This window comes from Lentilactobacillus hilgardii DSM 20176 = ATCC 8290, assembly GCF_000159315.1.
Classification (GTDB): Bacteria; Bacillota; Bacilli; order Lactobacillales; family Lactobacillaceae; genus Lentilactobacillus; species Lentilactobacillus hilgardii.
In genome coordinates, this window is sequence record NZ_GG669992.1 from 870,137 (window position 1) to 884,837 (window position 14,701).

Annotated in this window: 15 protein-coding genes and 1 pseudogene; 10 read left to right on the forward strand and 6 right to left on the reverse strand. The window is 37.6% G+C overall.

All coding sequences use genetic code 11. The annotated features are described in order from the left end of the window. The 6 genes from HMPREF0519_RS03840 to HMPREF0519_RS03865 form a co-directional block, all read left to right on the forward strand. Positions 1–400, forward strand: a 400-nt coding sequence (locus tag HMPREF0519_RS03840) for a DUF5776 domain-containing protein (RefSeq protein ID WP_233419310.1), incomplete at its 5' end; no start/stop codon positions are given. Between the two features lie 386 nt (positions 401–786). Further along, on the forward strand, positions 787–960 hold the full coding sequence (locus HMPREF0519_RS13665) for a hypothetical protein (RefSeq protein ID WP_154646069.1): 174 nt from the start codon (positions 787–789) through the stop codon (positions 958–960). Between the two features lie 489 nt (positions 961–1,449). Further along, a complete protein-coding gene (locus tag HMPREF0519_RS03850; protein WP_003634811.1) occupies positions 1,450–1,863 on the forward strand; it encodes a hypothetical protein in 414 nt (137 codons plus the stop codon). Between the two features lie 23 nt (positions 1,864–1,886). Further along, positions 1,887–2,306, forward strand: coding sequence for a hypothetical protein (locus HMPREF0519_RS03855; RefSeq protein ID WP_003634812.1), 420 nt, complete (start codon positions 1,887–1,889; stop codon positions 2,304–2,306). A gap of 107 nt (positions 2,307–2,413) precedes the next feature. Further along, positions 2,414–2,989: a hypothetical protein gene (locus tag HMPREF0519_RS03860; protein WP_040472656.1), complete on the forward strand. Its 576-nt coding sequence runs from the start codon at positions 2,414–2,416 to the stop codon at positions 2,987–2,989. A 294-nt stretch (positions 2,990–3,283) separates the two neighbouring features. Further along, on the forward strand, positions 3,284–5,674 hold the full coding sequence (locus HMPREF0519_RS03865; RefSeq protein WP_003634814.1) for a BspA family leucine-rich repeat surface protein: 2,391 nt from the start codon (positions 3,284–3,286) through the stop codon (positions 5,672–5,674). A gap of 158 nt (positions 5,675–5,832) precedes the next feature. Here the strand turns inward: HMPREF0519_RS03865 and HMPREF0519_RS03870 are convergent, their stop codons facing one another. Together HMPREF0519_RS03870 and HMPREF0519_RS03875 are read right to left on the reverse strand one after the other, a co-directional pair. Continuing rightward, the gene (locus HMPREF0519_RS03870; RefSeq protein ID WP_003634815.1) at positions 5,833–6,363 is read right to left on the reverse strand and encodes a DapH/DapD/GlmU-related protein; all 531 of its coding nucleotides are present in this window, start codon (positions 6,361–6,363) and stop codon (positions 5,833–5,835) included. Between the two features lie 67 nt (positions 6,364–6,430). After that, positions 6,431–7,003, reverse strand: a pseudogene (locus HMPREF0519_RS03875) (SDR family oxidoreductase); the annotation flags it as partial. Positions 7,004–7,401: 398 nt separating this feature from the next. Here HMPREF0519_RS03875 and HMPREF0519_RS03880 point away from each other — a divergent pair. Further along, on the forward strand, positions 7,402–7,959 hold the full coding sequence (locus HMPREF0519_RS03880) for an RBBP9/YdeN family alpha/beta hydrolase (protein ID WP_040472658.1): 558 nt from the start codon (positions 7,402–7,404) through the stop codon (positions 7,957–7,959). Positions 7,960–8,876: 917 nt separating this feature from the next. On the opposite strand, the gene HMPREF0519_RS13265 is transcribed toward HMPREF0519_RS03880, so the two are convergent. The 4 genes from HMPREF0519_RS13265 to HMPREF0519_RS03895 form a co-directional block, all read right to left on the reverse strand. Further along, on the reverse strand, positions 8,877–9,374 hold the full coding sequence (locus HMPREF0519_RS13265) for an HXXEE domain-containing protein (RefSeq protein WP_003634819.1): 498 nt from the start codon (positions 9,372–9,374) through the stop codon (positions 8,877–8,879). Further along, on the reverse strand, positions 9,371–9,769 hold the full coding sequence (locus tag HMPREF0519_RS14720) for a DUF3021 family protein (protein WP_040472659.1): 399 nt from the start codon (positions 9,767–9,769) through the stop codon (positions 9,371–9,373). Before HMPREF0519_RS14720 ends, HMPREF0519_RS13265 begins: the two co-directional genes overlap by 4 nt. Positions 9,770–9,864: 95 nt before the next feature. Beyond that, a complete protein-coding gene (locus HMPREF0519_RS03890; RefSeq protein ID WP_003634821.1) occupies positions 9,865–10,335 on the reverse strand; it encodes a LytTR family DNA-binding domain-containing protein in 471 nt (156 codons plus the stop codon). A 490-nt stretch (positions 10,336–10,825) separates the two neighbouring features. Beyond that, entirely contained in the window at positions 10,826–11,419 is a 594-nt protein-coding gene (locus HMPREF0519_RS03895; RefSeq protein ID WP_040472660.1) for a TMEM175 family protein, read from the reverse strand. A 709-nt stretch (positions 11,420–12,128) separates the two neighbouring features. On the opposite strand from HMPREF0519_RS03895, the gene HMPREF0519_RS03900 reads away from it, so the two are divergent. The 3 genes from HMPREF0519_RS03900 to HMPREF0519_RS03910 all read left to right on the forward strand — a co-directional run bounded on the left by HMPREF0519_RS03900 (position 12,129) and on the right by HMPREF0519_RS03910 (position 14,197). Next, positions 12,129–12,950 (forward strand): CHAD domain-containing protein, encoded by an 822-nt coding sequence (locus HMPREF0519_RS03900; RefSeq protein WP_050768654.1) that lies wholly within the window; start codon positions 12,129–12,131, stop codon positions 12,948–12,950. 233 nt (positions 12,951–13,183) lie between these two features. Continuing rightward, on the forward strand, positions 13,184–13,852 hold the full coding sequence (locus HMPREF0519_RS03905; protein WP_003634825.1) for a hypothetical protein: 669 nt from the start codon (positions 13,184–13,186) through the stop codon (positions 13,850–13,852). Positions 13,853–13,987: 135 nt separating this feature from the next. Further along, positions 13,988–14,197, forward strand: a complete 210-nt coding sequence (locus tag HMPREF0519_RS03910) for a hypothetical protein (protein ID WP_003634826.1) — start codon at positions 13,988–13,990, stop codon at positions 14,195–14,197. The last annotated feature ends 504 nt before the right edge of the window (positions 14,198–14,701 follow it).

Sequence of the window (14,701 nt, forward strand, 5' to 3'; positions counted from 1 at the left end):
AATTGCTTGGTACCCTAAGCAAAAACGGATTAACCGGCCAATGTTTGTTGTTACTGGTTACAAGCGAACTAGTAATGGCACTTTGAGATACAAGGTTCGTGATGTAAATCATGGCCGTAAGACTGCTGGTAAGACAGGTTATATTACTGCCAGCCGTAAATATGTTGTTCCGGTTTATTACGCTAGTGTTCCGAAGTCAAAGAAGATCACAGTAATTGCTAAAAAGGGTATTAACACTTATAAATCAGCTAACTTAACTGGTAAAGCTAAACACTACAAGAAAGGTGTTCGTTTGACTGTTAAGAAGTTGGTTAAGCATAATTTGACCACTCGTTATCAATTGAGTAACGGACATTATGTCACAGCAAATAAGAAGTTAATTATTGCCGGTAAGTATTAATAGTTTTAGTTGGCTAAATTAAAATATAAGTTTTATTGAAAAAGTGGCGAATCTAAGGTTCGTCACTTTTTTGAACTTATTAATCAAATTAACATATATACAGTAAAACTTTGTAATATTTAATAAAGTGCCTTTCAAAGCAAAAGCTACTATGTTAGCATGAGGTTAAGTTCTAATTTCCCCTCATGAATTAGATTTGTAAAATACCTCTAGCAACTTGGACCCTTACGTGAAAACATAAGGGTTTTTTCATACCTATATTTATTAAGCAGACAGAAAGCACCCTATCTCAATGGTAGAGTGCTTTTGTGGCTTATTAATGGTAAGATATTTGATTGTAGCCTTAGTTGGGCGGGAACATTCTTCCAAAGAAGGGAGCGATGCGTATGAAACGTATCAATCATATTCTAGGAAAGGTGTTATTCTTTGATGTCTTGGGCAGTTCTGCTTTTGGCGAGGCTGCATTAATCAGGGCGATTGCCAAGTGCAATCAGTCAATTGCGGATATAATCCGTGCTTTGGTCGAGTTTACGCAGGCAGAAAAAAAGAACCGCCATTAACTTTGGCGAGTCTCCCGGTTCTTTTTTAGGTCTGTAGTAACGTTGCCGCTCTATTGATCTACTATTGCTCGTGTTAATTATAGCACGGGTGATAGTGGTTTCTTTGTTAAAAGTTTTCCTTCAAATCTTATTTTCGTGATTCTTATTTATATAATTTAGTAAAATATTGTTTAAACGACGGTCAGGTAAGAAGAGAGATAAAAAAGAAAAATAAGAGCAGTAATTGCCCAAAAAGTAGCATTGAAATCTTTTGTTATGAGCCAGACTACAAATATAAGAATACAGGAGATGAACCATGCAACATTACTTATTATCTTGCCTTTCTTTTTAGTATTCATAGTTTTTCCTTCTTTGAATTTCATTTGCATATCTATACTGACTATAGCGCAAATAAGAATGGATATTAACTTTTTTACAAAAAGCATCATCCATGTATGTATTATCATAGTATATTTAAATAGTAATTAATAATTGCTTGGAGGGTATTTTATGGAAATAAAGAAGTTGGCTACCGGGTTAGTAGTTGCATCTTTTATTGGAATTGGTGTGTTTTCAAATCCACAGCAGGTAAGCGCTGCTACTTGGCATAAGGGAACACCGAGTGCATTGAGAGGGCACTGGCGCACGGGTATCTTTCACTATGGCGGATTTCCATGCTACGACACATTAACGGTCAGTAAACATATGCTGAATGATATGATACATGCGATTGGTAGTTCTGCTGACGCGGCGGCTCCAACTATCTGGTATCCCAAATACAGATATCTCGGAAATCACTTATATAAGTTTAAAGGGATGGGGATAGGCGGATTCAAGGCACATTGTTGGATTAAATGGCGAGGACACAATTCTATCTCGGTTAAAACAAATCAAAATAAAAGAGTTTGGCATTACTACCGTTAAGGGCAAAAGAAACGGAGAGCTATATGAAATTAACTAAAATATTGGGACTGTCAGTTGTTTCTATCATTTTTGGCGTAGGCTATCAAAGTTTAAATGTAAATGCTTCAACGTGGCATTTTGGCACGCCGACGTTTTTGCGTGGGCACTGGCAGACACGGACGATCTCGACTCCGATAGGGAAAGACAAGTCCAAAGCAAGTTTTGGACAGCACACAATCATTTTTAATTCTTTCGGTAGTATGCCGGATAAGTTTAAACAGTTAAGGTGGCATCAGGTTCACAAATACATCTATTCAATTAAGGCTAAAGAATTTATCGACGGCTACCAAAAAATTCACCATCTAACAATCAGACGAACATCACGACATACAATTTATATTCATCTAGATGGCCATAAGTATCCGGCAACGTCATCTCAAGACTTATTTCATCGGGTGAACTAAAGCTATCTTTACAATGAATTTCGGTTTAAAAGTTGGCTGTTTGATAGGCTCAATGAAGAGACATGAAATACTAAAAATTATTATCTTAAACAAGGAAGCGATTGAAGTTGAAGAAAGGATCACTTTTAGTGGTTGGCATATTTTTTCTTAGTTTTGGTCTTGGATCCGCTATTTCAAATAAAGCGAGTGCAACTGTTTCGCCAGCATTTTACCACCCTAATCTTTTAGGCTATACGGTACCAAGGGCATTGAGAGGCACTTGGTATTTTGGCCATAAGAAGTATCCCGGAGGTGCGCATCATTTTAATGGGCTGCACTATCACAGAGGAAAAATAAATAAATATATGATTAGTCGGCGTGCCGTTGAGATGTCTTGGACTTTGGGGATTGATGGTCGTAAATATGAAGCGAAAGGCTATTATGATGGCGCAATGGTATCGGACCCATTTGATAATCACAAAAAGCTGTCTTGGCAGCTTAATGAACAATATACACCCGTCATTTTTGAGTATAAGGGTCATAATCACAAGGGAATAGATGTCAGTGGTCAAGTCCCTGATTATCTGATTACTAGAAAACAAACTAATAAATATCTGGCCTTTAATAATTGGAAAGATAATAGTTGGGGCAAAAATACCAAAGTTAAACTTGTTAAAATCGGTTGGGGGGGACAAGATCGATAAGTTTAAAAATTAGTTTGTGGTTTGGCGAATTGTAGAAAATCTTTTGGGATATGAAAGGTCTCACCGGGAAATTGGTGAGACCTTTTTGCCCTTAATCGTCCCTGTGTGAAAGCATGGAGACTTTTTGTACTGATATATATACAAAACGTGTTTTTTTAAAGCCCGAAAAGAACATGACCGAGTGAATAGGGGGCATGCACTATTCACTGATATTTGAATACAAAACGAAGTAGATTAAGAAAAGGCTATGAATTTAGATAACCAGTTTTATAATTTCAAAAAAATATAAAGACCATGTTAACATTTAATTGGAATAATGAGGGACTCGAACGATTTGCTAATTTCTTTGCCCAATTAGTGGAGGGGTTAATAATGAATAAGAATCAAAACTACTTGTACATTTTTGTAAGCGCTTTATTTATCGGTGCCGGTAACTTTCTATGTCCAACCAGTGCGCTTGCTGACACTGATAACCCAATTGCACAAGTAGCTAAGACCAACTCACAGATCGATAATCCAACGACTATTAAACAGACAGCACTTGATACGACTAGTGAGCAGGCAAATTCACAGCAAGTAGCAGTTGAGACTATCAACGGTCAAATTGAAAATGTCGTATATAGTATTGATGATGGCACGTTAACGTTAAGTGGCGGAAAGCTCACCTCGACTCATAAATATCCTTGGAAGGGTGATGAGACAATTACAAACATACGAATAACAGGACCATTAAAATTGGAAGGATCTGCGCCCGCAAGCCTTTTTTCTTGGATGGAAAATTTAAAGTCAATTGATGGAATGGATAAAATTGATACCTCCAAGGCTACTGATATGTCTACTATGTTTATGCGTGATTTTAGCTTAACCAGCTTAGATTTATCAAGCTTTGATACGTCTATGGTGACCGATATGTCGTACATGTTTTCCGGTTTTCAAAGTTTAACCGGCTTAGATATTTCGAAATTTGATACAGCTAAAGTAACCAATATGTCGTACATGTTTAGTGCCCCTGGATTAACCAGCCTAGATGTCTCAACACTTGATACATCAAGTGTTACCGATATGTCGTACATGTTTACTGGTGCTGCTGGATTAACCAGCCTAGACGTTTCAAAATTTGATACATCCAGTGCGATTAATATGTCAGGTATGTTTAGTTGGTCGGAGGGATTGACCAGCTTAGACTTATCGAATTTTGATACATCCAAAGTGACAGATATGTCTTGGATGTATAATCAAGCTACTGGTCTAACCCACCTAGACTTATCAAGCTTTGATACAGTTAACGTGATCAATGTGGAAGGTATGTTTAACAATGATAGTAATTTATCGACTTTAAAATTGGGCTCTAAAGCATTCAATAAGGGCTTGGATGGAAGCGCATTACCAGGACATTCGTCAGCTTCAGCAATTCCTGACAGCAATCCAGTACGTTATGCTACAGGACCAGGTTGGTTAGCAGTTGATGCAGATAATGGAGGGGAAGTTGACAATCCCCAAGGCAAAACTGTGTACGATGTTTACCTAACCAATCGACCCGCTGAAACGGAGACCTACGTTTGGCAGCAGGATTCAAAGCCGGCTACTAAACAAACTATAACTGTAGGATATATTGACGCCGCGACTGGCAAAGTAATTCCAGGAGTTAAGGCGAAAACGACTACTGGCTTTCAAGGTCGGGAATATGATACGACAGGTGCCAATTTCCGTCCAGATATTAGTGGCTATACATGGGACGGGAAAATACCAACAAACGCTAAAGGCACTTATGGAGACAAGGCTATTGTTGTCCAGTACGTCTATAATAAGAACGCAACGCCAAGTACGCCGGGAACACCAAATACACCACCAACAGCCACAGACTCGTCATCCCCAACAGTATCTCCGAATTCGTCGATTAGTTCAGATGTTTCTTCAAACAGTTCGAATACGAGTATCAATTCATCAATTCCAACCACATCATCTGATAACGATGTGGTTAACGTACCTAGTTCTGCTGCCGCCAAAGGAACAGTAGTCTATTCGATCAAAAAGATCGGTCTCTACAAGACAACTGATTTCACCAAAAATAATCGACGTTCCTGGTATGCTAAGAAGCCGCGAATCAATCGACCAATGTTTGTGGTCACCGGCTATAAGCGAGCTGCCAATGGTGCTTTAAGATATCAGGTTCGAGATGTTAATCACACGTCTAAAACTGATGGTCAGAAGGGATATATTACTGCCAGTCAGAAATATATCCGCCCCGTTTATTACGCAACCAAGCACTCAATGGTTACGGTGATCAATCCCCGAGGTGTCAATGCCTATCGCAAAGCCAATTTGACGGGCAAAGTTAAGAACTATCGTCAAGGAACTGTCTTGCGAGTTAAAGGAATTGTTAAACACAATTTGACCACTCGTTATGTATTGACAAATGGCCAGTACATCACTGCTAACCGTAAACTTGTGAACATGGGTCGCCACAAACAAGTGAAATCGATTAAGACTAAACAGTCGATTAATCGTTATAGTAACGTTAATTTAACAAAGAAGAATCAGTCGATTGCCAAGAATCGCACGTTAAAAGTATATGGATATGATTATTCGCACAAAAATGATGTTAGAAAGCACGGCATTTTACGTTACCGGGTAGCTGGTGGTTACATCACCGCCAATGCAAAATATGTTCGTGCTTATCAATAGAGACTAAAAATCCCATCAACTTAATGGTTGATGGGATTTTTGTTGAGCATATGATGCTTATCTTGTATTAATGGATTTAGTCTTCAACACTTGGCAATGCACGCTTTCACGTAAACAGTTTGCAAGGTTTACGCACTAAGAATTGATGTTCTTCCGATTTAAGTTTCATCAGAAATTCGGTGAACAGGCTTTGCAGGATTCCCAACCACAACTGTATTTGCGGCGACATCTTTAGTGACGACTGAACCTGCACCGACAATCGCGTTTTCGCCAACCGTCACGCCGGGTAAGACAATTGCCCCTGCGCCAACCCAGGCATGTCGCTTAATGTGAACTGCTTTGGGGATCAAATCACGGCGATGATTCGAGTCCTTAACGTGATTCACAGACAGCAAACTTACTTTCGGCCCGATCAAAGCGCCATCGTCAAGATAGATGCCCCCGAGATCAACAAAGACACAATCGCTATTAACAAAGACCCCGGCACCGAGAAAAATATGACGACCGAAATCCGTATTAAATGGTGGTCTGACAACCGTATCTTCATTAATCGGTTGTAAAGTAATTTGTGTTAATAACTCTCGCCGGGCTTCTTCAGAAGTTGCTTCATAGTTGAACTTCCTGAGTCGTTCAGTGTTGGCAGCGACAATCTTGTCAATCTCCTTAAAGTCGGTATCTTCGAAGATCAAGCGTTTGCCGGATAGTGCCGCAGTTAAAATTGATTTTTCTTTTTTTCTGTATCAAGATACTCATTCCCTACATTTCTTGGCCGGCAGGGCGAATTAAGATTTCACTGATTGAAACCAGATTGGGTGTGCCAATCGCATAAACAACAGCTTCAGCGAGGTCTTCCGGAGTGAGGGCACTGTCGGGCGTTTGTTGCCAAGCAGCGACTAAATCTTTTGCACTTTTTGGATCACTGATAGACTTATAAAGTTCAGTATTGACAGCTCCCGGAGAAACAATTGTTGACCGAATTTTGTGCTTTAATTCTTCCTGCCGTAAGCCTTCCATAATGGCTCTGACAGCAAACTTGGTTCCGCAGTAAACAGCCGATCCCGCATAAGCAATGTGACCAGCGACCGAATCTGTTGCAAGAATGTGGCCGTAACCTTGTTCGTGCATGATTGGTAGAACAGCGGGAATGCCGTTTAAAACACCCATAACGTTTATATTTAGCATATTCTGCCATTCATTTCTGTGATCTTCAGCTAAAGTTGCGGTTGGCATAATGCCGGCATTGTTGTAAAGGACGTCGATCTTACCGAATTTTCTTTTTGCCAAATTGACTAACGCAACCACATCATCGTGTTTGGAGACGTCGGCCGTACCGATACTTGTTAAGTAGAGTATTGAAATAATTTAAAATCAACTAGATAGTTATCAAAAATAACGGCTTCATTCCGTTTTTTGGAACAAAGCCGTTATTTTTGTGAATTACAACAGTTTAAATCACAATCGTTGTTAAAATGATCATTGCTAAACGAAATGATCGATCTTATAATGTTGCATACAACAGCATATTAGGGAATTGGACGTAACTTTAGCTGACTGAACAAATGCTGAAGCTTGTGACGCAACTGTGACTGCCACCTATAAAATGGTCGGATAATGATGACTTTAGCTTCCACCGATATTCTACATGCTATGGTAACGTTATTAAAAATTAAAAATAAGTTCTAAGCTACCCATAAAACAGCATTCTTTTATAAGTGAGGTATATTATATTGGATAACAAACAAGTTTATTTAATTCACGGATACACGGCTAATCCCAATGCCAATTGGTTCCCTTGGTTAAAGAAAAAGGCTGGTCAAAATCTTGACGTAAAGATTCATGTATTATCTATGCCTAATTCTGATAATCCTGACCCTGCAAGATGGGAAAAGAAGTGTTCAGAAAATATTAAAGGTGACGGAGAAGTGACCATCATTGGCCATAGCTTAGGATGTGTTCAAGCTCTTCGTTTTCTGGAGAAACATAATATCCAAGGTGCTCACTTAATATTAGTGTCAGGATTCGATGAAACTACCAGCACATTACCTGAGTTAGCTAGTTTTACTAGTACAGCCATTAATTATCGGGAAGTATTAAAAAAAGTTAAGGATGCGGTTGTCATTTCTGCTATCGATGATGATATTGTTCCATTTTATTATGCTGAAACTTTAGCACGTCATCTAAAATGTAAATTCATCTTGATGCCGAATGGAAAACATTTCATTGATCGAGACGAAATAACGGAATTACCAATTGTTTTTGATGAATTGGCAAAAATATATCGTTAATCTTTAAAGCTAATGGGAATAATACAGGTATTTTGGCGACCTGAACGCTCCTTTAGTTGGTTAGAAAAATGTCGACGACTGTGGAAAAGTTGTGAGCGTCGCCTACATAAAATCTGCCGATAACAAATAACAGCAATAAGGATATTTATATTAGAGAATTTTTGGTGTTGCCTCGAGATCAAAACAATGCCCCAATGTTCCAATTTGGCGAAAGTAGTGATAGCGATAAATTTGTTATAGGTCAAGAAGGAATTGGTTTAAAAAGTGACACGTGGATTAGGCTTGTCACCTTTTTTGAACTAATTAAGCAATATGATTATATAAGATAAATTCTTGTCACATTTGATAAAGAACCCATCAATGAAAAAACAGCTATGTTAGCATGAGTATAAGTTCTAATTGTCCCTACAATTAAACTTGTAAAATACCTCGAGCGACTTCGATCCGTATGTGAAAACATAGGGGATTTTTATGGTTTAATGCGATTGATAGAACACGTGCTGACTATTAATTAATGTATATTGAAATTTTCGGATAACACAAAAACTCTCCACGCCATAGACGTAGAGAGTTCAAATAATATAAGTGCATGCAAGTTGCATACCAAGGATCGTGGCTATAGAGGGGCAATAGCCACAAATTTATTTTAACATGCATCTTTAGTTCTATCACCCAAAAGAACTTGGGAAGCTTCATCAATGCTTCGTAATAAGTGAGGTTATATATTTAAATCAAAAAGCGCTCTGCGGATTGCCATAGAGCGCTTATCTTGTATATAAAATGTTAATGTTCTGCCGAACCCGTGTGGTTAGGAAAATATCCACACTTTTATACGACTATAATGATTTGGTTTCTCGATAAGAAACGTTTTTTCTGTTCTATAACAGAAATGATGAATTACTATAGCAATAATTTCCTTAAACCAGACGATTATTTATTTGGCTTGATTTAGTTTTCTTCATATATTTATAAAAATTCCAAAGCTCATAAAGCATTGATATAAATAAAATGATGATGAGGGTGTGAAGTGGTAGCAGGTTTTGTGTATACGTCATGATATATAAAGTAAGGCAGATTGGAATATATAATATGATTCCGGTAACGATCCCCGGAGAGTAAGTGTGGGTTTTAAATGTTCCAACAATATGAGTAAAAATGGCGTTGCTGGCTAGAAAGCTTGAGGCAACTACTATGGCTGTATAATCACTTGAAAAGAGTGATGTTAACGCACTGATGGATACAATGATAAAGGCAATTATATTTACCATTAGATAATAAAAGGGTGTTTGCTTGTTTAGCGCTGGGCGATAAGCGTGGTACCAAGAGATGAATCCTCCAGGAATTCCAAATTCTTCCAAACAATGAATTAAGTATGCGAATGGTGTTGAGATTGCTAGTATTCTGATGATTGTCATCGAACTTTACCTGATTTCTTTATAAGTTTATTTAAATTTGTAGTCATGATTAGTAAATGAACATAGACCACAAAATATGAAATAATATAAATGACAAAAGTGCTTAATAATAGTGTTGGAATTGAAAAATCCAACTGAAATATGACATTAAATAGCGTTATATAGGCGACAATGACGCAAAAGTGAATAAGCAGGGCTGTTAAAAAGTTAAGCGTGTCAAGATCAAAAACGACGGTGACCGCGCCAACAACGCCAGAGAGCGATAGGACAAAGAGAATCGTTTCTGTATTGATAAAAGTTTCTTTTGAAAAAAGAGAAATTAATAGAAAAATAAATGAGCCAATTTCCAAACCTGAAAGTATGCGTTTAATGATTGTTTTTCCTCCTAACCCGATTACCGCATAGCCTTTAAATAACTATGTGTGTAGTATGCCTTGATTTTCTTTAAGCGTAAACGAAATATGACACATTTGGTGATTAAAGATACACATTAGGTATTTTGCGCTAATTCATGAATCCTTTTTCTTAAGATTGGAACGAAGTGGCGACTGACAATTTGCTTTTCATCAGTTGTTAATTGAACGACCAAGGTCCCGTTTAGCCTTGCTTCAAACGCCTTAATTGCATATAAATTAACCAGTATATTTTTAGAAATCTGTAAGAGATAGTCAGGAGAATCCTGATTGAATTGGTTTAATGATTGCCTAATGTAATATATCTTGGAATTGGTATATAGGATCATTTGTCGTTCCAGATATTCTGCATAAACGATGTCTTGATAACTGATTTGTTCTTCCCGTGAATGATCTTCTAATTTGGCTAAAAGATGTTTGTTGCCACTCTTTAAAATATCGATTGCCTGCTGAACGGTTCCTGAAATGTTGTGGACTTTAAATATGGCGAGGTCTTCGGTTGTTTCCTTCTGTGAAAGTTTTTTGATAATAATTTTAATAGTAATCACCCGATTTGTATTTTGATGGATTCTTTAATTAGTAATAGTCATAGTTTTATCATAGTCAATACTTTTTGAAAATAAATACAATGTCTTGCTTTTATTGATGAAAATGATAAAAGCCAAATATCGCTTTAACTTCGCCGGCATGTTTATCTCTATCATTTTAATATAGAAAAGCTTTCAGTTGGCAAACTTTATGCTAAGAACAGAAACAAAGAAATAAAAAGAAAAACGGCTTTCTTTTTATTTCGGCTGAAAGATGATGATGGTCAAAAGAGATTGCGGCTATGATTAATCGCATGGTCATGATATTGCCAAACGTGGTAAATGACAACGTTTTGAAGGTATTGCCGCTCATAAAAGCATGGAGGGGTACGCTGCTATATAGAAAGCAAAATATCCCATCAACAATTAAGCTGATGGGATATTTTGCTGTAAAATCAGATGAAATCATAACTTTTGATAGGTATGTCTTGAAGGCTTGCCCTTTAAAAAACTATTTGGCTAGTTTATCACTGTCTGATGGGGTTAAGAAGCTTAGTATGATTAGCCCGATAAAAGTGATTGTAATGCCAAGCACTGGTAAAAAATAAATGCCAATGACGGTGATGACAATAGAAAGCGGAAAAAAGAATGAGGATAAGAATCTAAAAGGAAACATGCTTTCAATCTTTTTACTAACCGTCGTATTAACATGCTCCGGTGTCTTCCTAATCGAATTTGAAAGCCAAAGATAAGACAAACTCCAAAAAATAAAGACAAATAAATATAGGTATTCCGGTCCGGAATATTGCGGAAACTTTCCTACCCAACCGGTCGCAACCGGTAATAAAGACATGCTAAAAAGCCACAGGTTGTTTACCCAGTACACTTTTTTAGATATTCGAATAGCTAATGTAAACATGTAGTGATGATTGTACCAAGCTACACCGACAAATAGAAAACTAACAATATAAGCAAAAAAGTAGGGCAATTGCTTGATGATTTCTTCCCACTGGGCAGACTCCGGTGTTTTAAATTCAAGAACCATAATCGTGAGTATAATCGCTACCACTGCGTCTGTGAATGCCTCAACTCGTCCTTTATTCATATTCTCCCTCCCGATTAGATATTTTTTTCTGTACGATGTCTTAATTATAGTCTTCTCAATGCTGGAAGTGATATCACACACTCACACAGTTGCCACAAATTTTGTATAAATTGGTTAATTTGGTCTGAAAGTAATGATCCATATTTAGTGCTTTTTGTCTAGTTGCGTTAATCAGGGTAATTGCCAAGTACAATCAGTCAGTTGGGGATTTAATCCGTGCTTTGATGGCCTTAATACGATCAATAAAAAAGAAATGTCGTTAAGCTTCGACCAGTTCTTCGGTTATCTTTTAAGCTTTTAGAAGTGTTGCCGCTCTACTAAACTACTATCGCACATTCGATAGTAGTTTTTGTTTTGGTTATTATGGTTTATTTTCGATTCACTGAAGAATTAGTTGGATTAGGGATAACATTTAAAAAGACATTGATGTTGTCAGTGAGGTTTTAGACTGCAAAAACGATGCTTTATCTTTGTGTTTACAATTAGTTTTGGGTGGTTATTATTGTTCTAGAAAAACACATTGATAGAGAAAGAATTGGGAGCTTGACTGCGATCAAGTGACTTATATAAAAGAGTACATTCTTGAACGGGTACAAATCATCATTTCGGTTTACAATGGATTTAAGCGAATAATGTTTTTGGATTTTAAACTGTGGTGTTTTTGTACCTAATTCTTTATCTTGACTTTGCATCAAGGGAGGCCAAAATCATGACATCAATCAAAACAATTCTGAATCAACAATATAAGACCATTCAAATTGAATGGCTTCGTTACCGGAATAATCCTTATGATGTGCAGCGAGCTCATGACTTACGGGTTTCGATTCGAACATTGCGTGGACTAATCAAATTTTTGAAGCGACAAATTCCACAGGTTGTTTATGACTCACTTAATGGGGATCTTAGTCAATCTGCCAAAATCTTTGGACCTTTGAGAGACCTTGACGTCCTAATGATTCAAGTTGGGAAGTTTGCGTATGCCCATCCGGAGGAAAAAACGGACTATCAGGGACTTTTTGAAGGGCTTTATCATCAACGAAACGAAGAAATGCAAACGACTTTGACGGATACGACACAGGAAGCTTTGGCGACCTATTTAATGCAGGTAAAAGCGCAGTTGGATACGTTGAATTTCAAACATGAGACGGATTGGGACAAATCAATTGCTCAGGAATTCAAACGTCGGGATCACAAATTAATGAAGCAGTACCATCAACTTGATTTCCATGATTACCTTCATGTTCACCATGTTCGTAAAAGGGCCAAGACATTACGGTATTCGGCAACTTATTTTTCGGAATTCATTCCTGAAAAAGAAGGTCGGATTTTGCGAAAAGCCAAGAGGGTTCAAGATGTTTGTGGCACAATTACGGATGCCCACGTTATTGATGGTGAGTTGCGTCAGTTGGCTGATCAAACGACGGACCAGAATCGGCAAAAACTATTACTGCGAATTGCACGTTCGCAACGGGATATTTATATGGCCGATAAAAAGACGATTATTAAGGATTTGGATAAAGCAATCAGGTAGTCAATCCTTAAACGAGAAGCGTTCCTTTAAAGGGGGGCGCGCTTTTTGTTGGATTCAAAAGGCATCTGTTAATTAATCTCTTTAACAAAATTTTACAAAAAAGACATCTAAATTACAATTTCATGGCATAATTAATACGTTTCCCTTTAAATGGTTGAACCATTAGCCGTTGTTTCCTATGATGTAATCATAGACAAAATAGTAAAGTAATAGAAATTAATGGGGAATAATACATGACCCAAGACAGACAAGCAGTTCTAGACGCGGCAAGCCGCTTAAGCAATTCAATTGATTCGGCGGATATGCCGGCGGATCACTTTACCTTTGTGAGTATAGTGGCACGGATGGCACAACACGATCCGTCATTTAAGCAACAATTACTCGAGGGGCTTCACCAGGAAATGTTACCATCACTTTTTGATCATATTAAAGCAGATGTTGAAAATCAAGAACGAATGAATCGACTGAGAAAAAGGGCTCGGCTTTCAAAAACCGATCAGTACTTTATTAAACGACAGGTTGTTGCGTATGGGAGCCAATTAGGATGGTCTGGGTTAGGGATGAATCAGGTTCTCCCCAAGCTAACGGTCGTCAATATTCCCCCCCGTGATCAACAGTTATATTGGGAAGTCTACGAAAACGATTATTGTGTGACATTCCACGGTAAAGTTGTCGTTTATAAACCGGCTGTACTGGCGTATTTAAAAGAACAGATTAAATTTATTTTAGAAGAAAAACAGGAAAAAGTTGATGAAAGAGAACTGCTGAAATCTTGGCAGGAAACCTTTGATTCGGCTAAGAGCATGTATCGTAAGAAAAAAGGCTTCACATCATCGATGAAGGATCAAATGAGGGATGAAATGAAGACACTTTTGGATAACATACCAACGGTAGACGATTAATCACTGCCCAGTGGGGCGATACAATAGTTGTTAATTGCTTTAATAGGCTGTTACAATGTATTTGATGATCGTCTCTCGAATGATCATTTATAAAATAATAATTTAGATATTACGCGAAAAGAGTTCTTCACGAAGGTGAAGGACTCTTTTTTTATATTAGTGACAGGCATTGTGATTGCTGCTGCCATTCAACGGATTGTTACAAATACACATCTGGATGTTCCCTTGGGTATGACCGTTGGTCTCGGTGTGGGTATCTTCGAAGAATTCTTTTACCGCGGCTTGATTCTGGGAACCTTGATGAGGCTGTTTAGCAAGCAGACTTCCAAAGCACGTCAAATTTAGTACTCTTTATTGATTACCAGTTTGATCTTTGGGGTGGATCATTCAACAAATGCCTTTTCTCAACCAGTCATTAATACACTGTTTCAAGTGATTCAGTCATTCACATTGGCGTTAATCATGGGGGGGGTTATATCAGGTCCGGATCATTGATTATGTCGATTCTCTTCCATGGTATTTGGGACTTTGTTGGTTCCGTCGCTGTCGGAAGTGTCCTGTCAACAACTACTGTGAATGCTACATTTATAGTTTCAAATCTTATATTGGATCTGATTCTTTTTTCTGGGGCATGGTTTTATCTGCGAGCTAAAAAGATTCCGTCAATTAGGCTGGATCGGTTTTATCGGTAAAGGATTTGATAGACATCTTGTTAGCAAGTAATTAATGACAACTGAATTATAGATACCGAAAGGGTTGTAATTCAAAAGTAACTTTACTCAAAATAGATTGAAAGTATTCAGTATATTTAAATTATGCTGAATATTTTTTGTATAATCTAGGATTTAG

Bases quoted from the DNA above. Each gene is read 5' to 3' on its own strand.
- HMPREF0519_RS03895 (WP_040472660.1), bottom strand. From the start codon at position 11,419: ATGAATAAAGGACGAGTTGAGGCATTCACAGACGCAGTGGTAGCGATT.
- HMPREF0519_RS13665 (WP_154646069.1), top strand. From the start codon at position 787: ATGAAACGTATCAATCATATTCTAGGAAAGGTGTTATTCTTTGATGTC.
- HMPREF0519_RS03865 (WP_003634814.1), top strand. From the start codon at position 3,284: ATGTTAACATTTAATTGGAATAATGAGGGACTCGAACGATTTGCTAAT.
- HMPREF0519_RS03855 (WP_003634812.1), top strand. From the start codon at position 1,887: ATGAAATTAACTAAAATATTGGGACTGTCAGTTGTTTCTATCATTTTT.
- HMPREF0519_RS03850 (WP_003634811.1), top strand. From the start codon at position 1,450: ATGGAAATAAAGAAGTTGGCTACCGGGTTAGTAGTTGCATCTTTTATT.
- HMPREF0519_RS13265 (WP_003634819.1), bottom strand. From the start codon at position 9,374: ATGACAATCATCAGAATACTAGCAATCTCAACACCATTCGCATACTTA.
- HMPREF0519_RS03900 (WP_050768654.1), top strand. From the start codon at position 12,129: ATGACATCAATCAAAACAATTCTGAATCAACAATATAAGACCATTCAA.
- HMPREF0519_RS03905 (WP_003634825.1), top strand. From the start codon at position 13,184: ATGACCCAAGACAGACAAGCAGTTCTAGACGCGGCAAGCCGCTTAAGC.